The sequence below is a fragment of the Gammaproteobacteria bacterium genome, from assembly GCA_016199745.1.
Taxonomy (GTDB): Bacteria; Pseudomonadota; Gammaproteobacteria; order Acidiferrobacterales; family Sulfurifustaceae; genus JACQFZ01.
This window is the reverse complement of sequence record JACQFZ010000017.1, coordinates 73745-96696: the sequence shown is the minus strand read 5'-3', so window position 1 is coordinate 96696 and position 22952 is coordinate 73745. Positions and strand designations below refer to the sequence as shown.

Below are 22952 nucleotides of genomic sequence, written 5' to 3'. Positions count from 1 at the left end.
CCTGCTGTTAACGTCGAGGCGTCCAATTTTCTGCATTAAGAAATTCTTTGTCGTCGGGTGCCGCGCGTGCTCGATCGAGCAGCACGGTTCGTTCATCCTTCACACCGCGCAAATTGGCGCGAGTCATCTCGGCACCGCCGAAATGACTCGCGGTGATATCCGCATTGGAGAAATCGGCATACCGGGCATCAGCTCCGTCGAATTTACAATGTTGCAGCACCGTCTTCTGTAATACGGATTCGTAAAGCACGGCATTGCGAAAACTGGTCTCGAGCCCTCGTGCTTCCAACCATACCGATTGCGTAAGCTGCGCCTCGTCGAAACACGCTGCATCCAACTGTGCTTGTACCCAAAGCGTATGATCGGCGCTGCTGCCGGCGAAATTGGCCTGTGTCAGCTTGGCGCCTTTGAAATTGCTTCCGCTCAAGTTAGCGCCGGCAAAATTCGTCTGCGAAAGATCCGCCTCCATGAACTGCGAATGTGTCCATTGCGCGTGCGCGAAGTTCTGACCGGCGAGGTTGCATTCAGCGAATACGCAGCGATCGCCTTTGGGATTTTCAAATTTGACGTTCCGCAAGTCGGCTTTGTAGAAAATAGTCGCGGCAAACGGGGCGGCCGACAGGTCGGTGACGCCGAAGTCGCATTCAATAAACGACGCTTCTACTAACTTAGCGCGCTGAAAGTGTGTACCGGAAAGCGCGCATTGAATGAAATTGGCAAACTCAAAATCGGCGTCGTTGCCTTGAATGTCTGGCAAGGCACATTCGTTGAACGTTGCACCGATCCCCCGCGCCGAACCAAGCATCGCGCCGTGCATATTGCACTGATGAAAGGTGGCCAAGCGTAACCGGGAGTTGCTCAAATTTATCCGATCCATCTGGCATTCGATAAAGGAACACTCTTCCAAATCGGCGCCAGTAAGATCGCTGGTAGTAAAGTCGACTTTGTAGAAAATACCTTTACACAACTTGGCACCGGTCAATGACATGCCGGCCAGACTTATCTCATACAAAGGCTCGCCGGCTGCTACATGGCTTTCAATTTCCGAAAGGTTCATAAGCTAACCACTGCCAACCTGGCGCGCTTCTCCAACTTATGCGTTGGATGTCTGCGTGATTTGGCCATGAAGGCATCATCAAATCTCGTCGCAGAATCGGTTTCGATACGCATAAGGTCAGAAGCAAACAAGTTCGCATCGCTAAAGTCAGCCCCTTCCAGATGCGCATACTGTGCAATCACTTGCATCAGATTGGCCCCGACAAAGCATGCTTTTTGACAGTGCGCTTTCATCAATAGGGCATCCTTGAGGCTGGCTCGATAAAAGTTGCCGTTAGGACACTGTATTTCTGAGAGATCGCTACCATCGAGGCATGCCGCTGTGAAATCTGCATTGTCCAACGGCATCGCGCGGAAGCTTGCATTCGATACTATGGCGTCCTTGAAGGACGTCCGACGCAAAGAAGAACCATGCACGAAACGGATATTCGATGCCTGGCAGCTGTCAAAAATGCTGTCATCGAGCATGCAGGTCACGAAGGCTGTTGCCTTCAGTGCTGCGCCGGAGAAATCGCATGATTGTAGATCGGTTTCAATGAATGACGCGCCGGAAAGTTTTGTTCGTGCGAAATTCACGTGTGGCAATTGGCACTTTATGAAGTTGGCTTCCGTGAGATTCGCTTCACACCAAACGGATTTTCCGGCGGTCACCTCGATGAGCGTAGCGCCAGGTAAGCGGCTACGGTCGAACCTCGCTCCTTCGAGCGCCGTGTAATGCAACGTCGCGTCTGCAAAGTCACAGTCCACGCACGACGCTCCGACAAGCCGGGCTCGACCTAGGTTGGCGCCGGCGAAACTGGCATTGTCGAGCTTCGCGTCATCTAGTACCGCATGTGCAAGCGAGGCATTTCGGAAATTTGCACCGACGAGAATGGCGCCTGTGAAGTTGGCACCTTGAAGCTCCGCCTCCGTGAAGTCCACACCGGATAAATCTAGACCCGAAAAGTCTGCTGACTTAAGAGCGCATCGCGCAAAACCCTCAGTCCTTGCCTTGATGTGCAACGCCCGCTCTCGCCAGTGAGCCTTGGTCGCTGCGTCAAGTGGTTCGGGGGGATCCTGGAAGTGCGCTGCCGCACGCAGCATTGGTGCGAGCGCCTCGTCCGCTTGCATTGCCAGCGCTTTGAGCTTGGGATCGGTAACAGGCAGGAATTCGCTCGACATGGGTATGCGAGCGGACATTTCATCGAATTCCTTGACCATCTGGTTCAGTGACACAGAGTCTTGGGAAGGCTTTTTCGGTTTGAACAGCGCCTCGATCTGTTCCTTATCTTGTCCGACGGAGGCCAGCTCTTCTCGTATGCTCCGATCTATGTCCGCGATTTTTCCATCGAGTTTTTTCTTGAGCACCGGCATTGGGGGTATTTGCTGTTCTATCTCGCGCGCCAGCTTTAGCATCTCTTTAGGATCATCGGGGAATTGCCTTGGCAACTCTGGAATTCCCAACTCGCGCGTGAGCGCTGCAAGTTGTTCCTGGCTCTTTATTGCCTCTTCCGGATCAGGTGCCCACTGTTCCGGAGCAAGTGCTTGGCTCAGTTGCGCTGCCAGTTCTCGCTGTGCTTCTTCCAGCTTTCGATGCACGTTCTCCATCGACGCGCCGCTTGTGCCCAAGGCTCGTTCATAGTGCTTGAGCGATTCATCGGGTGTCGCGATACCTTCCGGCAAAAGCTCTTCGTCGTCCAACATCTTGAGTACGCCCTTGTCGTCATCCAGACGATCAATCACCGCCTGGATGTAGTGTGCTGGCGACTTCGGCTGGCGTATCCATTCGGCGGCCGCCAGCAGCAGATTCACATCGTCCGCGAATGCGTCTTCGACCGGCACGAGCGCGTGCCAAATCAGCACCATGCGCAACTGGTTAGGAAAGAACCAGAGTGTCGTAAGCGTTGGCTCCGCGAGATGTAGCTCGTTGGCAGACATATTTTTCATGCGCACGGCAACGACGGGTTTGATGCCGGGAAGCGTAGCGTGGATGTGCGGATGGTCGGGGTGCCAGTGCACTAGCTCGATGGTTTCGTTGCCATTGAAAGCTTGCTGCTGCCATTGATCCTCAGACGCAAGACAAAGAAAACGCCGGTTGAAATCCTCGGGTATGCCGGGATAATCGTGTTTTAACCATGCATTGTCGTATGTGCCATCGAAACGCTTACGTTGTGGCCACATTGGCGGAACGGGCGCGAAACTCGCGGGCAGTATCGTCGTCTTGGGCGATAGACTTGGCGAACGTGGGTATTCGACGGATGGTAGAGGCTGTAATTGCCTCTGCGGTGTCTCTATCATCGTCATACCGGTGCCGATCGGGTTGGTATCGAACTTTTGCCCACCGTAGGCATGTGCCCAATCGATCGGCTGTGTAAGGAAGGGCTGCGGCTCGCTGGAATGACGCGAGGTCCAATGGCGTGGACCGTAAACGTTCAAGACCTTGGTCAAGTTGCCCACGCGTGCCCCGACTTGGAGTTCCGTCACCGGCTGTCCCTGCGGTGCGCAGGCGTTGCCCACCACAAGAAACTCTCCGCCCGGTTTGGGAAACGCCGCATCGAGCGGAGTTTCTGGATTCAGCAGAGGTGGAACAAACTGCCAGAGCTCTTGTTCGGGCAGTAGGGCGATTTCAGACTGAAGCGGCATGAAAGCCATCACCGAAATTCCAAGATAGGTTTTACGCTGTTGCTCGAAACAGCGATGCAGCACGGATAGATGTTGTGGTTTGAGTATGCGCATAACGTTCCTGTCCTTACCTCGCCCATGCCTCGTCAAATACGATCTGCTGGGGATCGTCTGCAGCGACTCTAATGCGTATCGTGGCGCCTGGTTGGATTGCAACTAAATTAACAATGGGAACTACTTCCTCGTGTTTTAAAACGTATGCGTCACCCTCAGCCGGCTGCACCTGCAGTTCCATCTCCACCTGAGGGTTGTTACCGATCCATGTACCCGTTTGTTTAACCGACACCACTTTCGCAATAGCTGGTAATCCTTCACGTCTAAGTTTTCCTTCGCGCCGTTGATCGAGTATGACACTCACGGTCAGCCATCCAACAATAAGGACAACGATCGACCAAATTAGCCAAATCGGCATGTAGTGACTCCTCTAACCGTGCGATTCAAATTTTGCTTTAACAAAAATGATTCCATTGTTGGCTAGATTAACTCCGCCTTTTGTTAGTTTAACCGCGTGTGAGAGCAGCATGACTTTTGAGGCGTATTTTTCAAACGTTTTGTTTGCAATTTCACAAGCGACTTTTTCAGCTTTGAACGCCACGTTGCTAAGGTGCACTCCTCGGAGTTCGATGTTAACGCCTCTGACCTCAGCATTCATGTCCCTGCGTTCGTAGTTTTCGCGTGTGTGCTTCACGCTTCTGCCGATAGTTTTCAAATCGAGAGGTGTATTAACCCAATCTTGTTTCGTATGAACTGTGTGACCGTCGGGTGCATTGATAAGCACTTTCTTGCCAGCGTCCAATCTAATATTGTTAGCTGGCGCATCGAGAACCACATCCGCATCAGAGTGCAGCTTAAGCTCGCCGGATGATTTTATCGTGGCCAATCCAGCCTTTATGTCTTGAGTAAAATCTCCGTCAAGGATTGTATGTTTTTCTCCCTGGTTGATATCAACTTTTAATCCGTTCTTGTATTCGTAAACAGCTTCTGGACCTTTTACGGTTACGTTGAAACCTGCTTTGGAGTTAGGAACCGTAGGGTCAGCTGCTCCGGCTGACAGGGAGTAAATCCCGCCTCCAGCGGACACCGAGTAACCGATGGCAGCGGTTTCCGAGATGGTTCTGTCACTTTGAAGAGTTATATTGTCTTTGGCCTCCGCCTTGACAACGGACTCGGTCTCCATCGTGATCGAATTCCCAAGCACGACCGTCGAATTATGCCGCGGCGAGTGTAACCGCAGTCGCTGATCCCCGGGCGTTCCCTGCATCACAATCTCGTTGCCGCCGTGATCCCGGATCACGCTATGCGCTTTTCCTGCCGGCAAATCCATCGGCGGCCGATTCTCCGCGTTATAAACCCGGCCGGTAATCAACGGCCGATCCGGATCGCCTTCCAAAAATTCCACGATTACTTCTTGGCCCACGTGCGGAATGAACATTCCGCCCCAGCCTTTGCCACCCCAATTCTGTGACACGCGTATCCAGCACGAGCTGTTCTCGTCGTTCTTGCCATACCGGTCCCAATGGAACTGCGCTTTCACGCGGCCGTGCTTGTCGGTATAGATTTCTTCGGGTCCGACAACGATCGCGGTTTGCGGGCCCAGCACCGCCGGTTTGGGCGTGGTTTGTTGAGTGCGAAATGGTTGCTTACTTTGCAGGCCGGTGATGTGCGCGACAAAGCTCGCGCCGCCGGAGGTATCGGTTTCGTAGGGCTGCCCGTGCAATTCGTACGCGGCTTTGACCACGAGATATTCGCGATTCTGATCGTTGCGTGGATGATCGCTGAGCGTGAACAGTCGGCCGACGGCGATGCCGCGGGCGTTACTGTCTGCGTTCACTAGCTCGTGACGTGCGTGCAGCTCTTCCATGCGGATGCGCGCATATTTTTCGCCGTCCTCGCGGTTGGTATACGAACCGGGATAATCGAATATCTCGTAGTCCGCCAATCCGTGATCGCGTTGTTGCGATGTCAGCGCCGACAAGTTGGCGCTGGGTTTCTCGAAATCGAAATCGTGCAGCACATATTTGCCCGGGCGAATCTCGCGTTCGCAGGACCACGTGCTGATGTGCTCGCGTTCGGGACGTGTGGACTGCCCCTTAGGCATGAACGGAATCTTCTCGTAGTGCGGGAGCGGGGCATGCGCCGCATAGCTGTCGGCGAGCACCGCGGTGTCGCCGTTCTCATCGTGGTTGAAGTAGTAGTAGATGCCTTCTTCTTCCATCAGCCGGCTAATAAACTCGAAGTCCGACTCGCGATACTGCACGCAGTACTCGCGTGTGCGATACGACTCGGTCAGATCGAGCTTGTACTTAGCGATCGAGTGTTCCTCGAACACTTCTTTAATAATTTCCGGCGCCGTCTTGTTCTGATAAATCCGACAATCCTTAGTCCGCGTCAGAAACCACATCCAGGGCTTCAGGATCGCATGGTATTTGTAGTACCTGCCTTCCATGCCAACCAGACCGAAGCGGATGACGTACGCCGAGAAGTAGCGGTTACCGCCTTCCGGCAGCTCCATTTTTACGGTGACACTCTTGCCGAGGATGTCGTCCGGATTGATCTCGCCCGATTCGCTGAGCGCGTCAAGCTGGTAGTCGGCGAGCCGGCCCAATTCCTCGGTCGCGGTCATGTGGTGAAACATCAGGACGTTCGCGCCGAGCGGCGTAGTCAGCTCGAAGGTCCGTATTTTTAGGTCGATGGTGCCCATGGCGTAGCGTCCTTTGTCGTTTTGCAGATCTAATCGGCGAAGAGGGGGTCGCCTTAGAACATGGCCGCATACTTCCATGGCCTAGATGCGCACAAAACGACACTGGGTGACATCACGTGACATCAACCGACATAGTGTCGGTGAACCGGGACGGGTTTGGCAGTAAAGGGGAGAAGTTGCTAACGCGGAATCAAATTTCCATCTTCCCTCTCCCCTTGCGGGAGAGGGGCAGGGGGAGAGGGGTGCCATACATTCCATATTCCTCTCGCTTGCCCGCAAGTACAGAGGAAAACAACAACTTCACTCAAACTGATACTCAAACTCCCCCTCATGCACACCAATATGCACCCGCGCCACCGGTTTCGCTTCCAACATCCGCCGCAAAAACTCTTCGCTGATATGCGGCAACACGCTGTTGGTGAGGATGGTGTCGATCATACGCCCGCCGCTCTCCAGCTCGGTGCAACGACTGACGATCGCTTGCACGACTTGCTCGTCGAACTCGAACGGCACCTTATGGTTCTCCTGCACGCGCCGGCCGACGCGTCCGAGTTGCAGCCGGACGATGTCGGCGAGCATCTCGTCGGACAGCGGGAAGTAGGGGATGATCGACAGCCGACCGAGCAGCGCCGGCGGGAATACTTCCAATAGCGGCCCGCGCAGCATTTTGGTGAGTGCTTCCGGATAGAGCGCTTGCTGCGGATCGCGGCATTTGCTCATGATCAAATCCGAGCCGATGTTCGTGGTCAGCAAGATAATCGTGTTCTTGAAGTTGATGTGGCGGCCTTCGCCGTCTTCCATCCAACCTTTGTCGAACACTTGAAAGAACAGCTCGTGCACGTCCGGATGTGCCTTCTCGATTTCGTCCAGCAACACCACGCTATAGGGCCGGCGCCGTACTGCTTCAGTGAGCACGCCGCCTTTGCCGTAGCCGACATAGCCGGGCGGTGCGCCCTTCAACGTCGACACGGTGTGCGCTTCTTGGTACTCGCTCATGTTGATGGTGATGAGATTATGCTCACCGCCATACAACGACTCGGCCAGCGCCAGCGCGGTTTCGGTTTTGCCGATGCCGGAGGTGCCGCAGAGCATGAATACGCCGACCGGCTTTTCCGGATTGTCGAGCCGGGCGCGCGCGGTGCGGATGCGTTTGGCGATCATCTCCAGGCCGTGACGTTGGCCGATCACGCGTTGGTTCAAGGTATCGGCGAGCTTGAGCACCGCTGCCACTTCGTTCTTTACCATGCGGCCGACGGGAATGCCGGTCCAGTCAGCCACTACCGCCGATACCGCCTGTGCATCGACCGTGGGCATGATCAGCGGGGCATCGCCTTGGAGCGCGTGCAGTTCGATTTGCAAATTGTGCAATTCGCCAAGCAACCATTGCCGCTCTTCGCCAGATAGGTTTGCTTCTGCTACCGGTGCCGCCGCCGTCTCCGTTTCGTCGATGATTTGACCGCCAGCACGCAATTTTTTGCGCAACTCCAAAATTTGAGTGACCAGTTTTTTCTCCTCGTTCCACCGTACCTCCAAGCCGCCGAGTCGCTCGCGTTCGGCGCGCAGTCCCTGCTCGACATCGCTCCACCGTGTACCGATATCGATGCCGATCGTTTGCTCGCGACCGATGATGTCGCGTTCCACTTCCAGCGTTTCGATGCGCCGCCGACAGTCCTCGACGTCCGGCGGCACCGCGTGCTGACTGATGGCGACGCGCGCGCAAGCGGTGTCGAGCAGACTGACCGCTTTATCCGGCAGTTGCCGCGCCGGGATATATCGGTGCGACAGCTTCACCGCGGCTTCGAGCGCTTCATCGAGCAGCTGAATGCGGTGATGTTTTTCCAGCGTCGACGCGACACCGCGCACCATGAGCAGCGCTTTGTCTTCCGACGGTTCATGCACCTGTACGACCTGAAAGCGCCGCGTCAACGCCGGATCTTTCTCGAAGTGTTCTTTGTATTCCGCCCACGTGGTAGCAGCGATAGTGCGAAGCGTGCCGCGGGCGAGGGCGGGCTTTAAAAGATTCGCCGCGTCGCCGGTACCGGCGGCGCCACCGGCGCCGATCAGCGTATGCGCCTCGTCGATAAACAGAATGATCGGCTTCGGCGATGCCTGCACTTCGTCGATCACTTGTCGCAGGCGATTCTCGAACTCGCCTTTCATGCTGGCGCCCGCTTGTAACAAGCCGATGTCGAGCGTGAGCAACGACACATCCTTCAGTGACGGCGGTACATCGCCTTTGGCGATACGCAGCGCGAAGCCTTCGACGACCGCAGTTTTGCCGACACCGGCTTCGCCGGTCAGGATCGGATTGTTCTGGCGCCGGCGCATCAGGATGTCGACGATCTGGCGAATCTCCTGATCGCGGCCGGTGATCGGATCGATCTCGCCGCGACCGGCACGCTCGGTCAAATTAACGGCGAATTTTTTTAGCGCCTGTTGCTTGCCCGAGGTCGCCGCTATCGATTCGTTACCGGTGCTATGGGCGGCCGCGCCGGCACGCAGCAGTTCTTCCGGCGACTCGCTGACAATACGTACAAAGTCGTCGCTCAGCACATCCGGTTTGATACGTTCGAACTGGCGCGAAATATGGAACAAGCCATTACGCAGCGACGGTGTCTTGAGCGCGCCGACCATGAGATGGCCGGTGCGCACGTGCGGGTCGCCGAACATGAGCGTGCTGTAGACCCAGCCGCGTTCGACGGCGTCTTCGATATGTGACGACAAATCGGCGATCGAGGTCGCGCCGCGCGGCAGCCGGTCGAGCGCGACGGTCATGTCGTTGGTCAGGCGCGACGAGTCGACGTCGAAGTGCTGGAGAATGCGGTGCAGATCGGAGTCCTGTTGGTTCAGGATTTGTTGCAGCCAGTGTTCCATCTCGACATACGGATTGCCGCGCATCTTGCATAGCAAGGTCGCGCCCTCGATCGCTTTATACGCCAGGCTATTCAGTTTGCCGAACAGAGTGACCCGATTGATCTCGCCCATTTTTTATTCCTCTTAGCTGGCGCGTGCCATTGGCTGATCGATACGACCGGCGCGCCTTAGGTTCGATGATTGTTGTGATGGCGCCGCCCGTTTCCTGGATGCGGTGACACGCGCGATGCGCTCCGGGTTCAAGATCAAGTCGGTGGCACCGGCGGCTTTATTGCGGATGCCGAGCCAGTTGGTCCAGCCGAGTTGTCCGTACCCACCGAGCGTGGTTTTGGGCACGAGGCCGGCGGCGAGCACGAGCCGGATATCCCAGTCGAATTCGAAGCACAGATATTGCCGGACCCAAGCGATCAAGCGGTCCAGCGCGGCACCGCCCGGCAGAAAACTTTCGTATTGCTCGAGCGACAGCGGGCCGAGCCAGAGACGAAATTTGCTTTGCCGGCTCCACACTTTCGCGCCCAAATTCGTGTCGACGCCGAGCTGCGTGCCGTCGTTGCCGCGTCCGCTGCCGAGATAGCTGCGATCCCGCGGTGGAATCTTTAGCCATTGGCCGACGAACGATTCGACGCGCACGGGAATGTGGAAGTAGTCGGTCAGCATTGCCGCTAAACCTTCCGGATTGCGCGCTGCCGCCGCCAAGCGACCGGCGAAAAATTTTTTCGCCGCGTCCGCCACCTCGTCACGCTGGCGCAGCGCCGTGCTACCGAGCCCGAGCAACGCGCCGACATACACCGAGAATCGGTCGTCACGCGGACGATCCAGATTGACTGTCGGCTGCGCCTGCGCCCAGGCGCGGTAAAACATTTGCAAGAAGCGGTGATGGAAAACGTCGAGCCAGCGCGCGAAGGTTTCGTCGCCGGCATGCAGCTTGCGCTGATAGGTGTACTCCGTCAGATGCAGCGGTAGCGGTCCATTGGCGCCGAGCAGGCCGAAGAAGTGCACCTGCATGCGCGCCGGCCGGTACGACGTCGGCAGATCGAACGCCGCCAGCGTCGCCGGCGCGAAGTTCATCGACGGTTGCTGCGCCAGCCGAATCGGTTCGTCGGCCGGACGTAGCGCCGTGCCTAGCCGCGGTTTGTCGGCGTACAGACATTCGATCTGGCGTAACGCATGGAAGAAGTCGTGCGCATATGGCTCACGCGCGAGTGCGTGGAAATAGCTTGTCCTATCTCCGGTCAAATGAAATGCTCGCGTAGCCAGCATCGACTCGCTCCCTTCTCCCTCCGGGAGAAGGGATGGGGATGAGGGAGCAAGGACATTGTCGATCCTTGCCGGGAGAGGGGCGGCAGTGAGGGACGGGGTTGCCGTACCGTCACGCTGTTTTCCCTCACCCCGTCCCTCTCCCGGGGGGAGAGGGGGAGTTGGATCGCTGCTGCGACTCATAAGATCGGTCGCTCCCCGCATAGCGGCCTCCAGCGCATGATTTCGCCGCGGTTCAGCGAGCGCAGCACGGTTTCGGTAAACGAATTGATCGACACGTAGCGCGCGAAAAATTTCTCCATGACCGAGCCGAAGAGAAACGCGCTGCTCCCTTGAAACGCGATCTCGTCGACTTGCAGGGTGATTTCCAAACCGCGCCCGAACGCGATCGGGCCGGCCATCGGCAAGCGGCGCGTCAACGGTTGCGCCTGAATACTGCGCACGCCTTCGATTTGCTTCTTCAACGCCGCGTCGCCGGTAGCGGCATACAACTCCAACATTTGCCGCAACGCAGCGGCGCCTTCGTGGGCGTTGCTGTTGATCAGCGACAGGTAATTGAGCGACAGATGACTGATGCACTGCCAGGCGACCGCGCCGTCGGCCAGCGGCGAGTACGGCCGCGACGGACCTTTGATGCAACGAACCGATTCGAGCGGCGCGGCGATGTCGAGCGTGAAGTCGGTTTTGCCGAGGCCAAGCGGCATCTGTAACGGCAGATCGCGATTGGTACACAACGTCGTGATCGCGAGTTGCCGCAAGTTATTACTGTACGGCGCTTCGGCCGGATCGACGATAGAAAGAAATACCTCGCTGCCGACGTAACTCGAACGGTTACCGTTGCGCTTTTGCGCTTCCGATAACAGTCGCGGTTCGCGCTGTAGCGTGAAGTAAGCCTGATGCGACGGCGATTCGGCGTGGTGGGCGGCGTATAACGGATGAAACGATTGTTCGCTATCGCTGCCGACACCATAGCCGTTGACGCCGGTAACGTCGTACACCTCGAAATCGATCGGCCGCGTCCGATCGGCGACGACGTGATACTCGTGATGGTTAGTCGTCAGATGAATGCGGTCGGCGCGTTTACTGAATAAGTTGATGGCCGGCGTGCAGAACAGCGAAAAGTTATCGATACCGACCAGGCTTTCCAGCGCCGCTTCGCCGCGGCTGAACAGCAGCACGATTTCGATTTCATCGCCGGCATGTTTGGCCAGCGCGTGCGCGAGCCCGTCGACGTCGATCGACAGGAATCGTTGCGGGAACGCGAAGTATTCCTGCAGTAGCCGGTAACCTTGAAAGCCACGCAGGCACACCGGCAGGAGTGCCTCGTTGTCGCGGAAACCGACGGGTTTCACATGCTGAGCCGGCAGAAATTTGTGCCAGGCCCACGGATGCCGCGCCGGCGCGACCACGACGCCGAGCATGCTGCCGAGGCAAAGCTCGTGCAGTTTGTAGGCGACGTCGTCATTGCCGGAAAAATGCAGACGCAAACTGTCGAGACGGAGTTGGTTGAATTTCAAACCGGCGGTCGTCTTCAGTCTCAGGCGTACACCGCCCTTGATGGTCTTGGCGGTGGACAGCGTGCTAAGCGGCAGGTCCGGTGCATACGAAAAATAGTCGGCGCTGGTCAGTTCCAACGGCCAGAGGGTTACGTCCTGCGCCGTGCGAAATTCGCAACCGGTGGTATCGCCCTTGCCCAGCTGACCGCGCAGGCTAGTGCCGCGCGGAATGGTGACGCCTTGCGCCAGATTGGTTTCGGTTAGCTGCGGGCGAAATTGCGCCATCAGCATCGACGGCGTCGGCGCCAGATAATTCGGGTAAACGATCTCGAGCAGGCGGCGGGTGAAACGCGGGAATTCCGCATCGAGCTTGAGTTGCACGCGCGCCGCGAGGAAGCCGACACCTTCCAGCAGACGCTCGACATAAGGATCGGTAACCTCGATCCCATCCATGCCGAGACGCGCCGCGATCTTGGGAAATTGTTGCGCGAACTCGGCGCCCATCTCGCGCAGGTGCGACAGTTCTTGGTTGTAGTAGCGCAGCAGTCTTGGGTCCATTGGCTATAGCCCCGACCGCGTTAGATCGCGAATTTCCACTTCGCCCGTTTCCAAGTCGACTTCGGTGCGCAACAACAACTCGAGCGGCACCGGCTGTGCCCACAGGTTGCCGCGGATCTGCACGCTGACAACGTTATGGTGATTGAGTTGATCCTCAATGATCAGCGATTCGACTTGCAGCGACGCCGGCATGATGCGCGGCTCGAAGTCGAGAATCGCTTGCTTAATCGAGCGTTCGAGATCGATCACATCGAGTGTCGAGGCGGTTTCGCCGGTGAAAGCCGGCAGACCGAAATTGACGGTCGAGCTTTCTGCGAGACGTAAACCGGCAAATTCATCGCGCTGACCGAGGCGCGTCGTGTTGAACAGCCACGCGAGATCGCGTAGCACCGCCTGCCGCATCTTGGTTTTGTTGATGACGCGTTCTTCTCGCGGTTCGAGCTTGTTGTCCGGATCGTCGTCGGTCAGACGATCCAACAGTGCCGGCTGTAGTCGTTCTTGCGGAGTCAGTTCAGCCATGGTCAGACTTCTTGGTCTATATAAGGAAACTCCCTCCCCCTCAGGGGGAGGGGTGGGGTGGGGGTGGGTGTGTGGCTATGCGTCGAAACCCCCCCCCACCCTGTCCCTCCCCCTGAAGGGGAGGGGACCCATCGGCGGAAAGCAGTGAAGTTGAATGTCACGAGCGCGCTCTGCACACCTGGCTCACTCCCGCTTCCACCTACGCCGACGACACCTCGGCATCAAATTGCATACTGCCGCGGCCCAAACCGTCCGCACCTTGCGGTACGTACTCCACGTTGATGTGTTGAAACGCCAGGCTCAAGCGCTCCGCCAGTTGACCGGTGTTGACGAAATCGGTGGTGTCCACATCGAGTGCCGTGATCCGGCCTTTCTCGATCGTGACCTTAAGATACTCATGCGGCGTTGAGCCCGCTTTACGCACCGTGAGCACCGCCTTTTTGATCAAGTCGTTGCTGCGCATTGCCGCCATCAGCGCGGTCGACGCGCTGTCGACATTTTTGCGGATGACGACTTCGTGCAGCGTCGCTTTGGTGCTGTCGCCGGCGCCGCTCAGCGGTGTATTCGCCTTCATTCCCCACGACCAACCAACGACGTCGATTTCGTCTCGATGGTTCTGGTCTTGTGTCTCGCCCTTGATCGCCCCGTGTCTGGCGGTTTCGATCTTCAGGAACATGTCGCTTTGAAACATGTCGCGTCATCCTGTCGGTTGCTGGGTTAAATCCATCTCGGTCTAAGGTGGAAGTGGGTGAGGGGTGACGTCGATAAATCCATTCGACGTCCCCTCACTCCGATCTCCTCCCTCAGAGCACGAGCTACTACGCCTTGCAGTTTTTCGGAATGTTCCATCCCGCTTCGACCGCGGCATCGCCCGATCCATCCGGCTTCTGCGGCGCATACTCAAGCTTGAACTCGGCGAAGTTGAGCGTGACTTCTTCTGTCAGTCGATCGTCACCTTTCTCGCCACCGGTGGTGATCGACGCGATGAGCGCGTCCGTCATCTTGATCTTCAAATACTCGAGCGCCGTGTCGCCGGCTTTACGCACCGTTAATACCGCTTCCTTGAAATGCGTGCCGCCGCAGCAGGCTTGCACCATCGCTGGCGTTCCCTTATCGATGTACTTGGTGATGACTAAATCCTTCACGCTCACCTTACCGGCGCCGGCACCGGTGCCGAGATGCGCCGAGCCGTTTTGGCTCATGCCCCAGCGCCACGACAGAATGTCGGTCGCGCCGGCGTGTTTGTCGTCGATGGACTCACCCTTTACATCGGCCAGTTTCAAAAACATATCGACTGCCATGATCGTCTCCTTGGTTGTTGGTTTAAAAATTCAGCTCGCCTAACTTGTCGTTCTCATCCGCTCGATCACTGACGGTGTCAGATGGTTTTCAACGATGGCAGCTTCGACACTAGACGTAACGACACCGTCAATCCTTCCAGCTGGTAATGCGGCCGCAGGAAGAACTTCGAGGTGAAGTAGCCCGGATTACCTTCGACTTCTTCCACTTGCACCTCGGCGGCGGCCAACGGCTTACGCGACTTGGTCACATCCGTTGAATGCGCCGGATCGCCGTCGACGTAAGTCATGATCCAATCCTGCAGCATGCGCTGCATGTCGCTGCGTTCTTTGAACGAAGCGATCTTGTCGCGGACGATGCACTTCAGGTAATGCGCGAAGCGGCAGCAGGCGAACATGTACGGCAGCCGTGCCGCCAAGTTGGCGTTGGCTTGGCTGTCGGGATCGTCGCACTCGGTCGGTTTGTGCAGCGATTGCGCGCCGATGAAGGCCGCGAGGTCGGAGTTTTTGCGGTGCAGTAGCGGCATGAAGCCGTTCTTGGCGAGCTCGGCCTCGCGCCGGTCGCTGATCGCGATCTCGGTCGGGCACTTCATATCGACCCCGCCGTCGTCGGTCGGGAACGTGTGCACCGGCAAGTTGTCGATCGCGCCGCCGGACTCGACGCCGCGGATACGCGAGCACCAGCCGTAGAGCTTGAACGAGCGGTTGACGTTGACCGCCATGGCGTAGGCCGAGTTGGCCCAGGCGTACTTACTGTGGTCGGCAGCGCCGGTGTCTTCCTCGAAATCGAACTCCTCGACTGGATTAGTCTTGGCGCCGTAGGGCAGACGCGCGAGGAAGCGCGGCATAGCGAGGCCGATATAACGCGAGTCGTCCGATTCGCGCAGCGAGCGCCACGAGGCGTATTCCGGCGTAGTGAAGATCTTGCTGATGTCGCGCGGGTTGGTCAGCTCCTGCCACGAGTCCATCTGCATCAGCGTCGGGCTGGCGCCGGCAATGAACGGCGAGTGCGCCGCCGCCGAAATCTTCGCTATCTCGCCCAACAGCTCGGTGTCTTGCGGACCATGGTCGAAGTGATAATCGCCGACCAGACAACCGAACGGCTCGCCGCCGAACTGGCCGTACTCCGCTTCATAGACTTTCTTGAACAGCGGGCTCTGATCCCAGTTGGTGCCTTTGAAGCGCTTGAGGGTTTTACCGAGATCCTGCTTCGAGATGTTCATGAAGCGAATCTTCAACATCTCGTCGGTCTCGGTGTTGTTGACCAGATACTGCAAGCCGCGCCAGCCGCCTTCCAACTTTTGGAAGTCGTTGTGATGAATGATCTGATTGATCTGTTGCGACAGCTTCTTGTCGAGCTCGGCGATAATCGACTCGATCGACTCGACGACGTCTTTGCCAATCAGCTTGGTCTGCGACAGCGCCTGTTCCGCAAGCGTACGCACGGCCTGCTCGACGGCACTTTTGGCTTCGTCGGATCGCGGCCGGAATTCTTTTTGCAGCAGCGCGGTAAGCTCGCTGCCATCGAAGCTCAGGTCAGCCGCTGCCGGAATGAGTTCTTGGGTCTGTGACATGGGTCGTCTCCGAATTGGGGTGGCCTATTACTCGGCGCCGTCGTCAATAGGTTTGGGGTTAGCCGCCAGCGATTTCAGCAACGCCGGATCATTGAGCAATTTAGCGATCAATTCCTCGGCGCCGGCTTTGCCGTCCATGAACGTCACCAGGTTGGCCAACTGCTGGCGCGCTTCGAGCAGCTTGTTGAGCGGCTCCACTTTGCGCGCGACCGCTGCCGGCGAGAAGTCGTCCATGCTTTCGAAGGTAATGTCGACCGTCATATTGCCTTCGCCGGTCAGCGTATTCGGTATGGCAAAGGCAGCCCGCGGTTTGATCGCCTTCATGCGATTGTCGAAATTGTCGACGTCGATATCGAGAAACTTGCGATCGGTCACTGCCGCTAATGGCTCTGCCGGCTTACCGGCGAGGTCCGCCAATACGCCCATCACGAACGGCACCTGAACTTTTTTCTCTTTGCCATAAAGCTCGACGTCATATTCGATCTGCACGCGTGGTGCGCGGTTGCGTCCGATGAATTTCTGGCTGCTCTCTGCCACGGCTGTCTCCTCAAAATTTTGTTGGCTATTTGATCGAATCCGGCCTCAACAGAGCTGGGTCGGTGTCCACACTTACCTGTTATTACCGTCACCGGTTAATTTCTGGATTTGCGTCAGGCTGTCCGGCGCCAGGTCCTGAATGATTTCGATAAAGCTCTTCGTCATTAACTGTTGCGCGCGGCGGATAAACAACGGCGCCGGATTACACGGCTCGGTGCGCCGGAAGAATTCGCACACTCGATCGAGCAGCCGCGCCGCGTCTTCGCGGTTAAGAATCTCGCCGTTGATCGAGCGCGCGGTCGGCGCGTCGCTGCCAACGGGCGTCGTGTCGGTCGCCGTGCCGAGTAACGTGTCGCACATTTGCGCCACCGGCCGCAGCGTATCGACCAACGGTTTCAAATCGGGTGAGCCGATCTTTGTCGCCAGCAAGGCCTGCAGTTCCATCGCTGTCTTTAACGCGGCATGCACGGCGTCGGTCGGCACGGCGTTGTTGGCGCCGGCGGTGCGAATGATTCCTTCGATTTCGATTTGGCTCGGCGCGGTGTCGTTTGCCGCAAGTTTGCCGAGCAGTATCAGAATGTCGCGCACCGAAACTTTGCCGTAAGCCGCCGGTTCCACTAGAAACGCGTTGCGCACGTCGAGCAGGAACGTTTCCGCGTCGGCCAACGGCGCCAGCGCGTTCACGCGCATGGTCGGATCGTTGCCGTCGTCGGCCTCGAGCGCCGGATGAACCGTTTCCCAGTAACGCAACAACAACTGTTGAATCAGCGCCAGACCGGCGGCGAGGCCGACGCAGTTTTCGGTGCAGGTGCGAGCGCGTGCATATAACACGGCCACGCGGATATCCTTGGTCCGCTGTAACAGCGTCTGCGCCCGTTGACCGACGTCGCTCCAATCGGGCACCTGCGCCGGTACCACGGTTTCGCCGAGCTGCTGTTCCGGCTTGCTGCGTGCCGCCTGTTCGAGCGCGACGAACTCAGCGTCGTACTCTAGGTTCGGTCCGCAGGGCAGATCGGGCGATATGTCGGCCAGCAGTTTTTCGATGACGACGGACATTGGCTGCGTCGGGTCCTTGTGCCGCTACGTTTCAAGATGGGCGCATCCTGCCACGGCCTTTTGACGCACAAAACGACGTTACGCGACGCGAGCTGACACCAGTGGACACGACGTTAATGCGCCGTGCACTAGACCGGCGGCCAAAAAAACTCATAGAAGTTCGTCAGCGCTTATGTCGCATGACGTCCGATGATGTCGTTTTGTGCGCACGGAGCGCGTGGGAAGATGCCGGCGTCTTGTTAGCGCTCGTTAGTCAACGAGCACGTTTACTTGCATATCGCGGAGAAGGAAATGGCGATCACCATCAGCGTCGTCGAGCATAACGGTCGTGCGCATGCCGAGCCGCTGGTTGCGGAATTCGACGAACTCGGCGGCAGCATCGGTCGCGGCCAGGACAACACGTTGGTGTTGCCCGATCCGGAGCGTCACATCTCGCGTACGCATGCCGTGATCCTGTTTCGTGTCGGTCGTTATGCGATTCGCGACAATAGCAGCAGCACGCCGGTCCACGTCAACGGCTGTGCGCTGGGTCAGGGGAACGAACATGAGATTGGCGACGGCGATCAAATTGTTATTGGCGTCTATCGTCTGCAAGTCGCGGCGGTGGGCGCGGTTAACGGCAAAGACGCGGCATCTATTGTTACCAGCGCGTGTACCGAAGCGCCGGTGTCGACGAAACCTGGCGTAGCTAACGACAATCCACTAGCTAGCTTGATGGACGATCCGTTCGCCGTTTCCGGGGAAGATGACACGTTGTTGTCGGGCTTCAATCCGTTGGCTGTGCCGAATCAGCCGCCGGCGGCGCAACCCGAGTCGGTTTGGTTGCCCAATGATTTCGACGCGGATTTGGGCCCGCCAACCAACAAAAGCCAATGTATCGACGATCTGTTCAGGCTTGGAACGGTCGCAAGCGCCGACCCCTGTGCGCCCGGCAGACCGTTGGCGACGGCTCGCGCCGGAACGACGGTACGCGCCGCGCGTCCGCAGCGAAACGATGCGCCGGAAATACATAGCTCGTTCGTCCCACCGCAGGCGAAGACCGCTCCTGCGCCGGCCAAGTCGAAGCCGGCGGTGACGGTGAATCGCGCGCCGGTGAAACCAGCGCCACCCCCGGCCGCAGCGCCGGCGGCGGTGCCGGCGACCCAGGACGAAGTGCTGCAAGCGTTCTTAAAAGGTGCCGGTGTGCCTCATCTCAAGCTGCCGGGCGGGCTGACACCGCAGACCGCGAACATGCTGGGAGCGCTCTTGCGCGAGGCGACCCAGGGAACGCTTAATCTGTTGTTGTCCAGAGCCTTGGTTAAGCGCGAAGTGCGTGCCGATCGCACCATGATCGCCGCCCGCGAAAATAATCCACTCAAGTTGTCGCCGAACGTAGAAGTGGCGCTGACGCATCTACTGGTACCACAACCTGGGTTCATGCTGCCGTTGCCTGCCATGAGGGACGCCCATAAAGATTTATGCGCGCACCAGTTCGGAGTAGTGGCCGGCATGCGGGCGGCGCTGAGCGGGATGTTGTCGCGCTTTAACCCCAAGCAGTTGGCAGAACGTTTGACGCGAAATAATTTTATCGAGTCGTTATTGCCGAGTAAGCGCAAAATTCGCTTGTGGGATTTGTACGAGCATCTGTACAGCGACGTGTCGCGCGAGGCAGAGGACGATTTTCACACGTTGTTCGGTAAAGAGTTCTTGCGGGCTTACGAGGCGCAGATCGAAAAACTCGAACAGCAGGACAAGAGTGCCGCTAGTCTGAAATAGGAGATTGTTGGTGAACCAAGTCGCGGGTATGGTAAGACATATAATTCGGTTAACGTATAACTCAATGAGTGCACAGGAGGAAAAAATGAAACATTCGCGGTTGGCGATGTTCCTGGTGACGGCGGTGTCACTGATGGGGGTAGCTGAAGCGGCCGGTCCGCTGCTGACGGGGAATGATGTGACCGAGGTCGCGTTGATTAGGGCGCTTACGCCGGGCGAACAGCCGCGCACACGCGGTTTCAGTCGCGATACGACCGACGCGGCAAATCAAGCGGCGAACGCATCGTTGCTTGTTACCTTCGCGACCAACTCGGCGGAGCTCACCGTCGAAGGCGCGGCGGTGCTGGACAAGGTTGGGTTGGCGCTCAAATCCGACCAGTTGGCAAATTACAAATTCAACATCGAAGGCCACGCTGACCCACGCGGCACCGACGAATTTAACCTACAACTTTCCGAGGAGCGGGCCGTCGCCGTCCGGCAATATTTGGTACAGAATTACAAGATCGCCGAGGCACGACTGACGGCGATCGGTAAAGGTGAAAGTGAATTGATGAATGTCGAAAATCCGATCGCGCCCGAGAACCGGCGCGTTACGATCAAGACGATACAGTAAGGTATCTCGCAGTACCCGCCGGCGCGCTTATCGGCGAGTGACTTGCCGATAGTGTGTTCCGTGCGCAAGTGGCTGTTCTCCTGTGGACAACAAGGCGAGTGGGGATGCCGGTCGATCCCCCATCGTTTTATCGGCACACGACGTTTTCTGGCGCCCCTCCTCAAAAGCCCCACCCACGCTAAAAAATCCTGTTTCCGACCCCGAGCTTGCCGTGGCATGCTGATGGTCGTCGGATACCATATATTAAGGTATCAGGCCGGGGCCGCCGATTCGCGAGCGGAACCGGGTAAGCCGATAATAAGCCTCGCGCCGGCAGCGACGCCGGCAGAATTTATAAAAACATAAGATCAGGGCAGGACCATGAGCGACATCCAATCCCCGAGCGCTGTGCGTCGAGCGGTCGCGTCGGTTTGCGCCGGCCTATCGATGGTGTGGCTCGCTGCCTGCGGCGGTGGTTCCGGTTCATCGAACGATCCAGCGCCGAGCGATCCAACCGCGCACATTCCCATCAATACGGCAGCCGGCTGGTCCGATTCTCCTTTCATTTCGCGCGATGGAAAGCGGCTCTATTTCATGTACTCGCGCTACGATTTTTCCGTCTGGTTAAAAAGCGGCGGCATCACGTTGCCGCCGGCCACCGGACCGGAGCGGTCGGGCTTACATAAGAACGGCAACAATCCGTGGGATGAATCCGACATCTACGTCGCAACGAAAAATCCCGACGGTACCTGGGGCGAAGCAGTCAACCTCGGACTCAATGGCGCTTATGCCGATTCAAGCGGCATGGAGATCAACGATGGCAATACGTTCATTTGGCTTCAGGGAAACGGCACCCACAACGATCTGCTCATCGCTAATCGAAACTCGGACGGTGGCTGGAGTTCCGCCGCTAGTTTAGATCCCGGCATCAACGACCCTACGCCCGGCGTGCGCCAGGACAATCCCCATCTTTCGGCCGATGGGCACGGGCTTTGGTTCTTGTCGAATCGTGCCGGCGGCTTCGGCGGAACCGATATTTGGTTTTCTTTCTACACTAACGGCAGCTGGTCGGCGCCGGTCAACGCGGGTGCGCCGTTTAATACCGCCGGCGACGACGATCAAATGTGGGTTAGCCCGGTCGGTCCGGACATCTACTGGAACAGCCCGTCCGGCCTCATGCATTGCCTCTCGAACGGCTCGACCTGTACGGCGTCGCCGACCGTTATCTCGATTGCCGGCTGCGGTTATGCCGCCGAGGCCTCTTTCACCGACGACGGCCAATATATGTATTTCGCCTGCGGCGACCTGACAACGTATAAGATCAAGATTATGTATTCGGTGAAACAAGCGAACGGATCTTGGGGACCTGCCATCCCGGTAGATTAATTCCTTTTAAAGCGCATCCATGAAGCCTCGCATCCTAGTCGTCGAAGACGAACCCAGCATCGCCGATATCATTCGCTACGCGCTGGCGACCGATGGTTTCGAACCGGTGTTATGCCGCACCGGCACCGAGGCGTTGACGAAGCTTGCCGAGCAGGCGGTGGCATTAATTGTCTTGGACGTTGGTTTGCCGGACACCAACGGTTTCGACTTGTTCAAACGCATCCAAGCGCATACCGACACGCCGGTCATGTTCCTGACAGCACGTGATGACGAGATCGATCGTGTCGTCGGCCTCGAGCTCGGTGCCGACGACTACGTGGCCAAGCCATTCTCGCCGCGCGAACTCATGGCGCGCGTGCGCACGATCCTACGGCGCGTGCAGAAGGGTGCACCGGCGCCGGCAAGCGTGGCACCGGCGATTGCCATCGATGACGTGCGCCGACGCATTCACTACTACGGTTGCGTGCTCGAACTATCGCGCTACGAATACGGCTTGTTGAAAGCGCTGGCCGGCGCTCCCGGTCGCGTCTTCACCCGCGACGAGTTGCTCGAACGGGTATGGACCGAGCCCGGCGAAAGCTTCGATCGTACCGTCGACACCCATATCAAAACATTACGCGCGAAGTTACATGCGATCGCGCCACAGCTCGAACCGATCCGCACGCACCGTGGTGTCGGTTACGCCTTCGCCGACGATCTACCCGACGAGCTAACCCGCGGTTCATAATTTAATTCCCTCCCCTGCGATAGCGGGGGAGGGCTAGTATCCTGAGTCATTAATTCGTTGAATAAACGTATCGCTAGCCACTCCCCTCTCCCTTGTTCCCTCTCCCGCAAGGGGAGAGGGAGACACGACATCAAGCGTCCGGGAATTCTTTAATAAATTAATGACTCCGGACACTAGGGAGGGGGCGTTTATGAGTTAGCTCGGACCCATCCGAACGCTACCGTTTCTTCAATAAATCCATATAACGCCACAAATACCACGCCCCAACCGAGCGATACGGCCGCCAACTCTCTGTGAGGCGCACGAAATCGGCCTTAGTCGGTTTACGGCGAAGTTTGTGAACCACCCGCAAACCGTTCTGCACGCCAAAGTCATCCACTGGCAACACATCGAGCCGACCCAGCGTAAAGATCAACAGCATCTCTACGGTCCAGCGACCGACGCCGTAAATCGGCAGCAGTCGTTGAACCAGTGCCTCGTCATCGAGCCGTTGCGCCTGCGCGCGCGTGGGGATGACGCCGTCGTTTGCCTTAGCGGCGATGTCGTGAATCGCCTTCACTTTATTGCCCGAGAAACCGACTGCCCGTAACCGCGCCACCGAGGTTGCCAGCACCGCGCTCGGCTCGGGGAAGCGTGTGTCGGGATAGAGCGCGACGAAGCGATCGAGAATCGTTTGCGCGGCGCGTCCGGTCAGTTGTTGATACGCAATCGCCCGTGTCAGCGCTTCGTACGGCGATCCCCGCGATAGGCGCAGCGTGCACCGGCCAACGTCGGTGATGACGTGCACCAGCGCGCGATCGACGCGGCGCAAATGTTTTTCGGCGGCGGTAATTTTTTCGATAAAACTCGGCATGTGGGCTGTTGTTATCGCGGCGATGAATCGATAGTTGCGCCCGCATGATATC

18 protein-coding genes are annotated in these 22952 nt (G+C 57.7%); 4 read left to right on the top strand and 14 right to left on the bottom strand.

Annotated elements, in window-relative coordinates; genetic code table 11:
- Positions 1-7: 7 nt before the first annotated feature.
- The 13 genes from HY308_04070 to tssA form a co-directional block, all read right to left on the bottom strand.
- Positions 8-1012, bottom strand: a complete 1005-nt coding sequence (locus HY308_04070) for a pentapeptide repeat-containing protein (GenBank protein ID MBI3897458.1) — start codon at positions 1010-1012, stop codon at positions 8-10.
- Positions 1013-1053: 41 nt separating this feature from the next.
- Positions 1054-3771 carry a DUF2169 domain-containing protein gene (locus HY308_04065; GenBank protein ID MBI3897457.1) on the bottom strand — a complete coding sequence of 906 codons (2718 nt, stop codon included), beginning with the start codon at positions 3769-3771 and terminating at the stop codon, positions 1054-1056.
- A 13-nt stretch (positions 3772-3784) separates the two neighbouring features.
- Positions 3785-4129: a hypothetical protein gene (locus tag HY308_04060; GenBank protein MBI3897456.1), complete on the bottom strand. Its 345-nt coding sequence runs from the start codon at positions 4127-4129 to the stop codon at positions 3785-3787.
- Between the two features lie 12 nt (positions 4130-4141).
- Positions 4142-6418, bottom strand: a complete 2277-nt coding sequence (locus HY308_04055) for a type VI secretion system tip protein VgrG (protein MBI3897455.1) — start codon at positions 6416-6418, stop codon at positions 4142-4144.
- 300 nt (positions 6419-6718) lie between these two features.
- On the bottom strand, positions 6719-9403 hold the full coding sequence (tssH, locus tag HY308_04050) for a type VI secretion system ATPase TssH (GenBank protein ID MBI3897454.1): 2685 nt from the start codon (positions 9401-9403) through the stop codon (positions 6719-6721).
- Positions 9404-9415: 12 nt separating this feature from the next.
- A complete protein-coding gene (gene tssG / locus HY308_04045; GenBank protein ID MBI3897453.1) occupies positions 9416-10552 on the bottom strand; it encodes a type VI secretion system baseplate subunit TssG in 1137 nt (378 codons plus the stop codon).
- A gap of 176 nt (positions 10553-10728) precedes the next feature.
- A complete protein-coding gene (gene tssF, locus HY308_04040; GenBank protein ID MBI3897452.1) occupies positions 10729-12603 on the bottom strand; it encodes a type VI secretion system baseplate subunit TssF in 1875 nt (624 codons plus the stop codon).
- Between the two features lie 3 nt (positions 12604-12606).
- A complete protein-coding gene (tssE, locus tag HY308_04035; GenBank protein ID MBI3897451.1) occupies positions 12607-13122 on the bottom strand; it encodes a type VI secretion system baseplate subunit TssE in 516 nt (171 codons plus the stop codon).
- Between the two features lie 199 nt (positions 13123-13321).
- The gene (locus HY308_04030; GenBank protein MBI3897450.1) at positions 13322-13813 is read right to left on the bottom strand and encodes a type VI secretion system tube protein Hcp; all 492 of its coding nucleotides are present in this window, start codon (positions 13811-13813) and stop codon (positions 13322-13324) included.
- Positions 13814-13940: 127 nt separating this feature from the next.
- Positions 13941-14423 carry a type VI secretion system tube protein Hcp gene (locus HY308_04025; GenBank protein ID MBI3897449.1) on the bottom strand — a complete coding sequence of 161 codons (483 nt, stop codon included), beginning with the start codon at positions 14421-14423 and terminating at the stop codon, positions 13941-13943.
- 77 nt (positions 14424-14500) lie between these two features.
- On the bottom strand, positions 14501-15994 hold the full coding sequence (tssC, locus tag HY308_04020; protein MBI3897448.1) for a type VI secretion system contractile sheath large subunit: 1494 nt from the start codon (positions 15992-15994) through the stop codon (positions 14501-14503).
- A gap of 27 nt (positions 15995-16021) precedes the next feature.
- Positions 16022-16531, bottom strand: a complete 510-nt coding sequence (tssB, locus tag HY308_04015) for a type VI secretion system contractile sheath small subunit (GenBank protein ID MBI3897447.1) — start codon at positions 16529-16531, stop codon at positions 16022-16024.
- A 72-nt stretch (positions 16532-16603) separates the two neighbouring features.
- On the bottom strand, positions 16604-17587 hold the full coding sequence (tssA, locus tag HY308_04010; GenBank protein ID MBI3897446.1) for a type VI secretion system protein TssA: 984 nt from the start codon (positions 17585-17587) through the stop codon (positions 16604-16606).
- Positions 17588-17878: 291 nt separating this feature from the next.
- Here tssA and tagH point away from each other — a divergent pair, with 291 nt between their 5' ends.
- The 4 genes from tagH (at position 17879) to creB (ending at position 22047) form a co-directional block, all read left to right on the top strand.
- On the top strand, positions 17879-19342 hold the full coding sequence (gene tagH, locus HY308_04005) for a type VI secretion system-associated FHA domain protein TagH (protein ID MBI3897445.1): 1464 nt from the start codon (positions 17879-17881) through the stop codon (positions 19340-19342).
- A gap of 85 nt (positions 19343-19427) precedes the next feature.
- Positions 19428-19955 (top strand): OmpA family protein, encoded by a 528-nt coding sequence (locus HY308_04000; protein MBI3897444.1) that lies wholly within the window; start codon positions 19428-19430, stop codon positions 19953-19955.
- Between the two features lie 360 nt (positions 19956-20315).
- Positions 20316-21320 (top strand): PD40 domain-containing protein, encoded by a 1005-nt coding sequence (locus tag HY308_03995; protein MBI3897443.1) that lies wholly within the window; start codon positions 20316-20318, stop codon positions 21318-21320.
- 19 nt (positions 21321-21339) lie between these two features.
- Complete coding sequence (creB, locus tag HY308_03990; GenBank protein ID MBI3897442.1) at positions 21340-22047, top strand: two-component system response regulator CreB; 708 nt, start codon at positions 21340-21342, stop codon at positions 22045-22047.
- Between the two features lie 217 nt (positions 22048-22264).
- Here creB and HY308_03985 read toward each other — a convergent pair whose 3' ends face one another.
- Entirely contained in the window at positions 22265-22900 is a 636-nt protein-coding gene (locus HY308_03985; GenBank protein MBI3897441.1) for a DNA-3-methyladenine glycosylase 2 family protein, read from the bottom strand.
- Positions 22901-22952 lie beyond the last annotated feature (52 nt).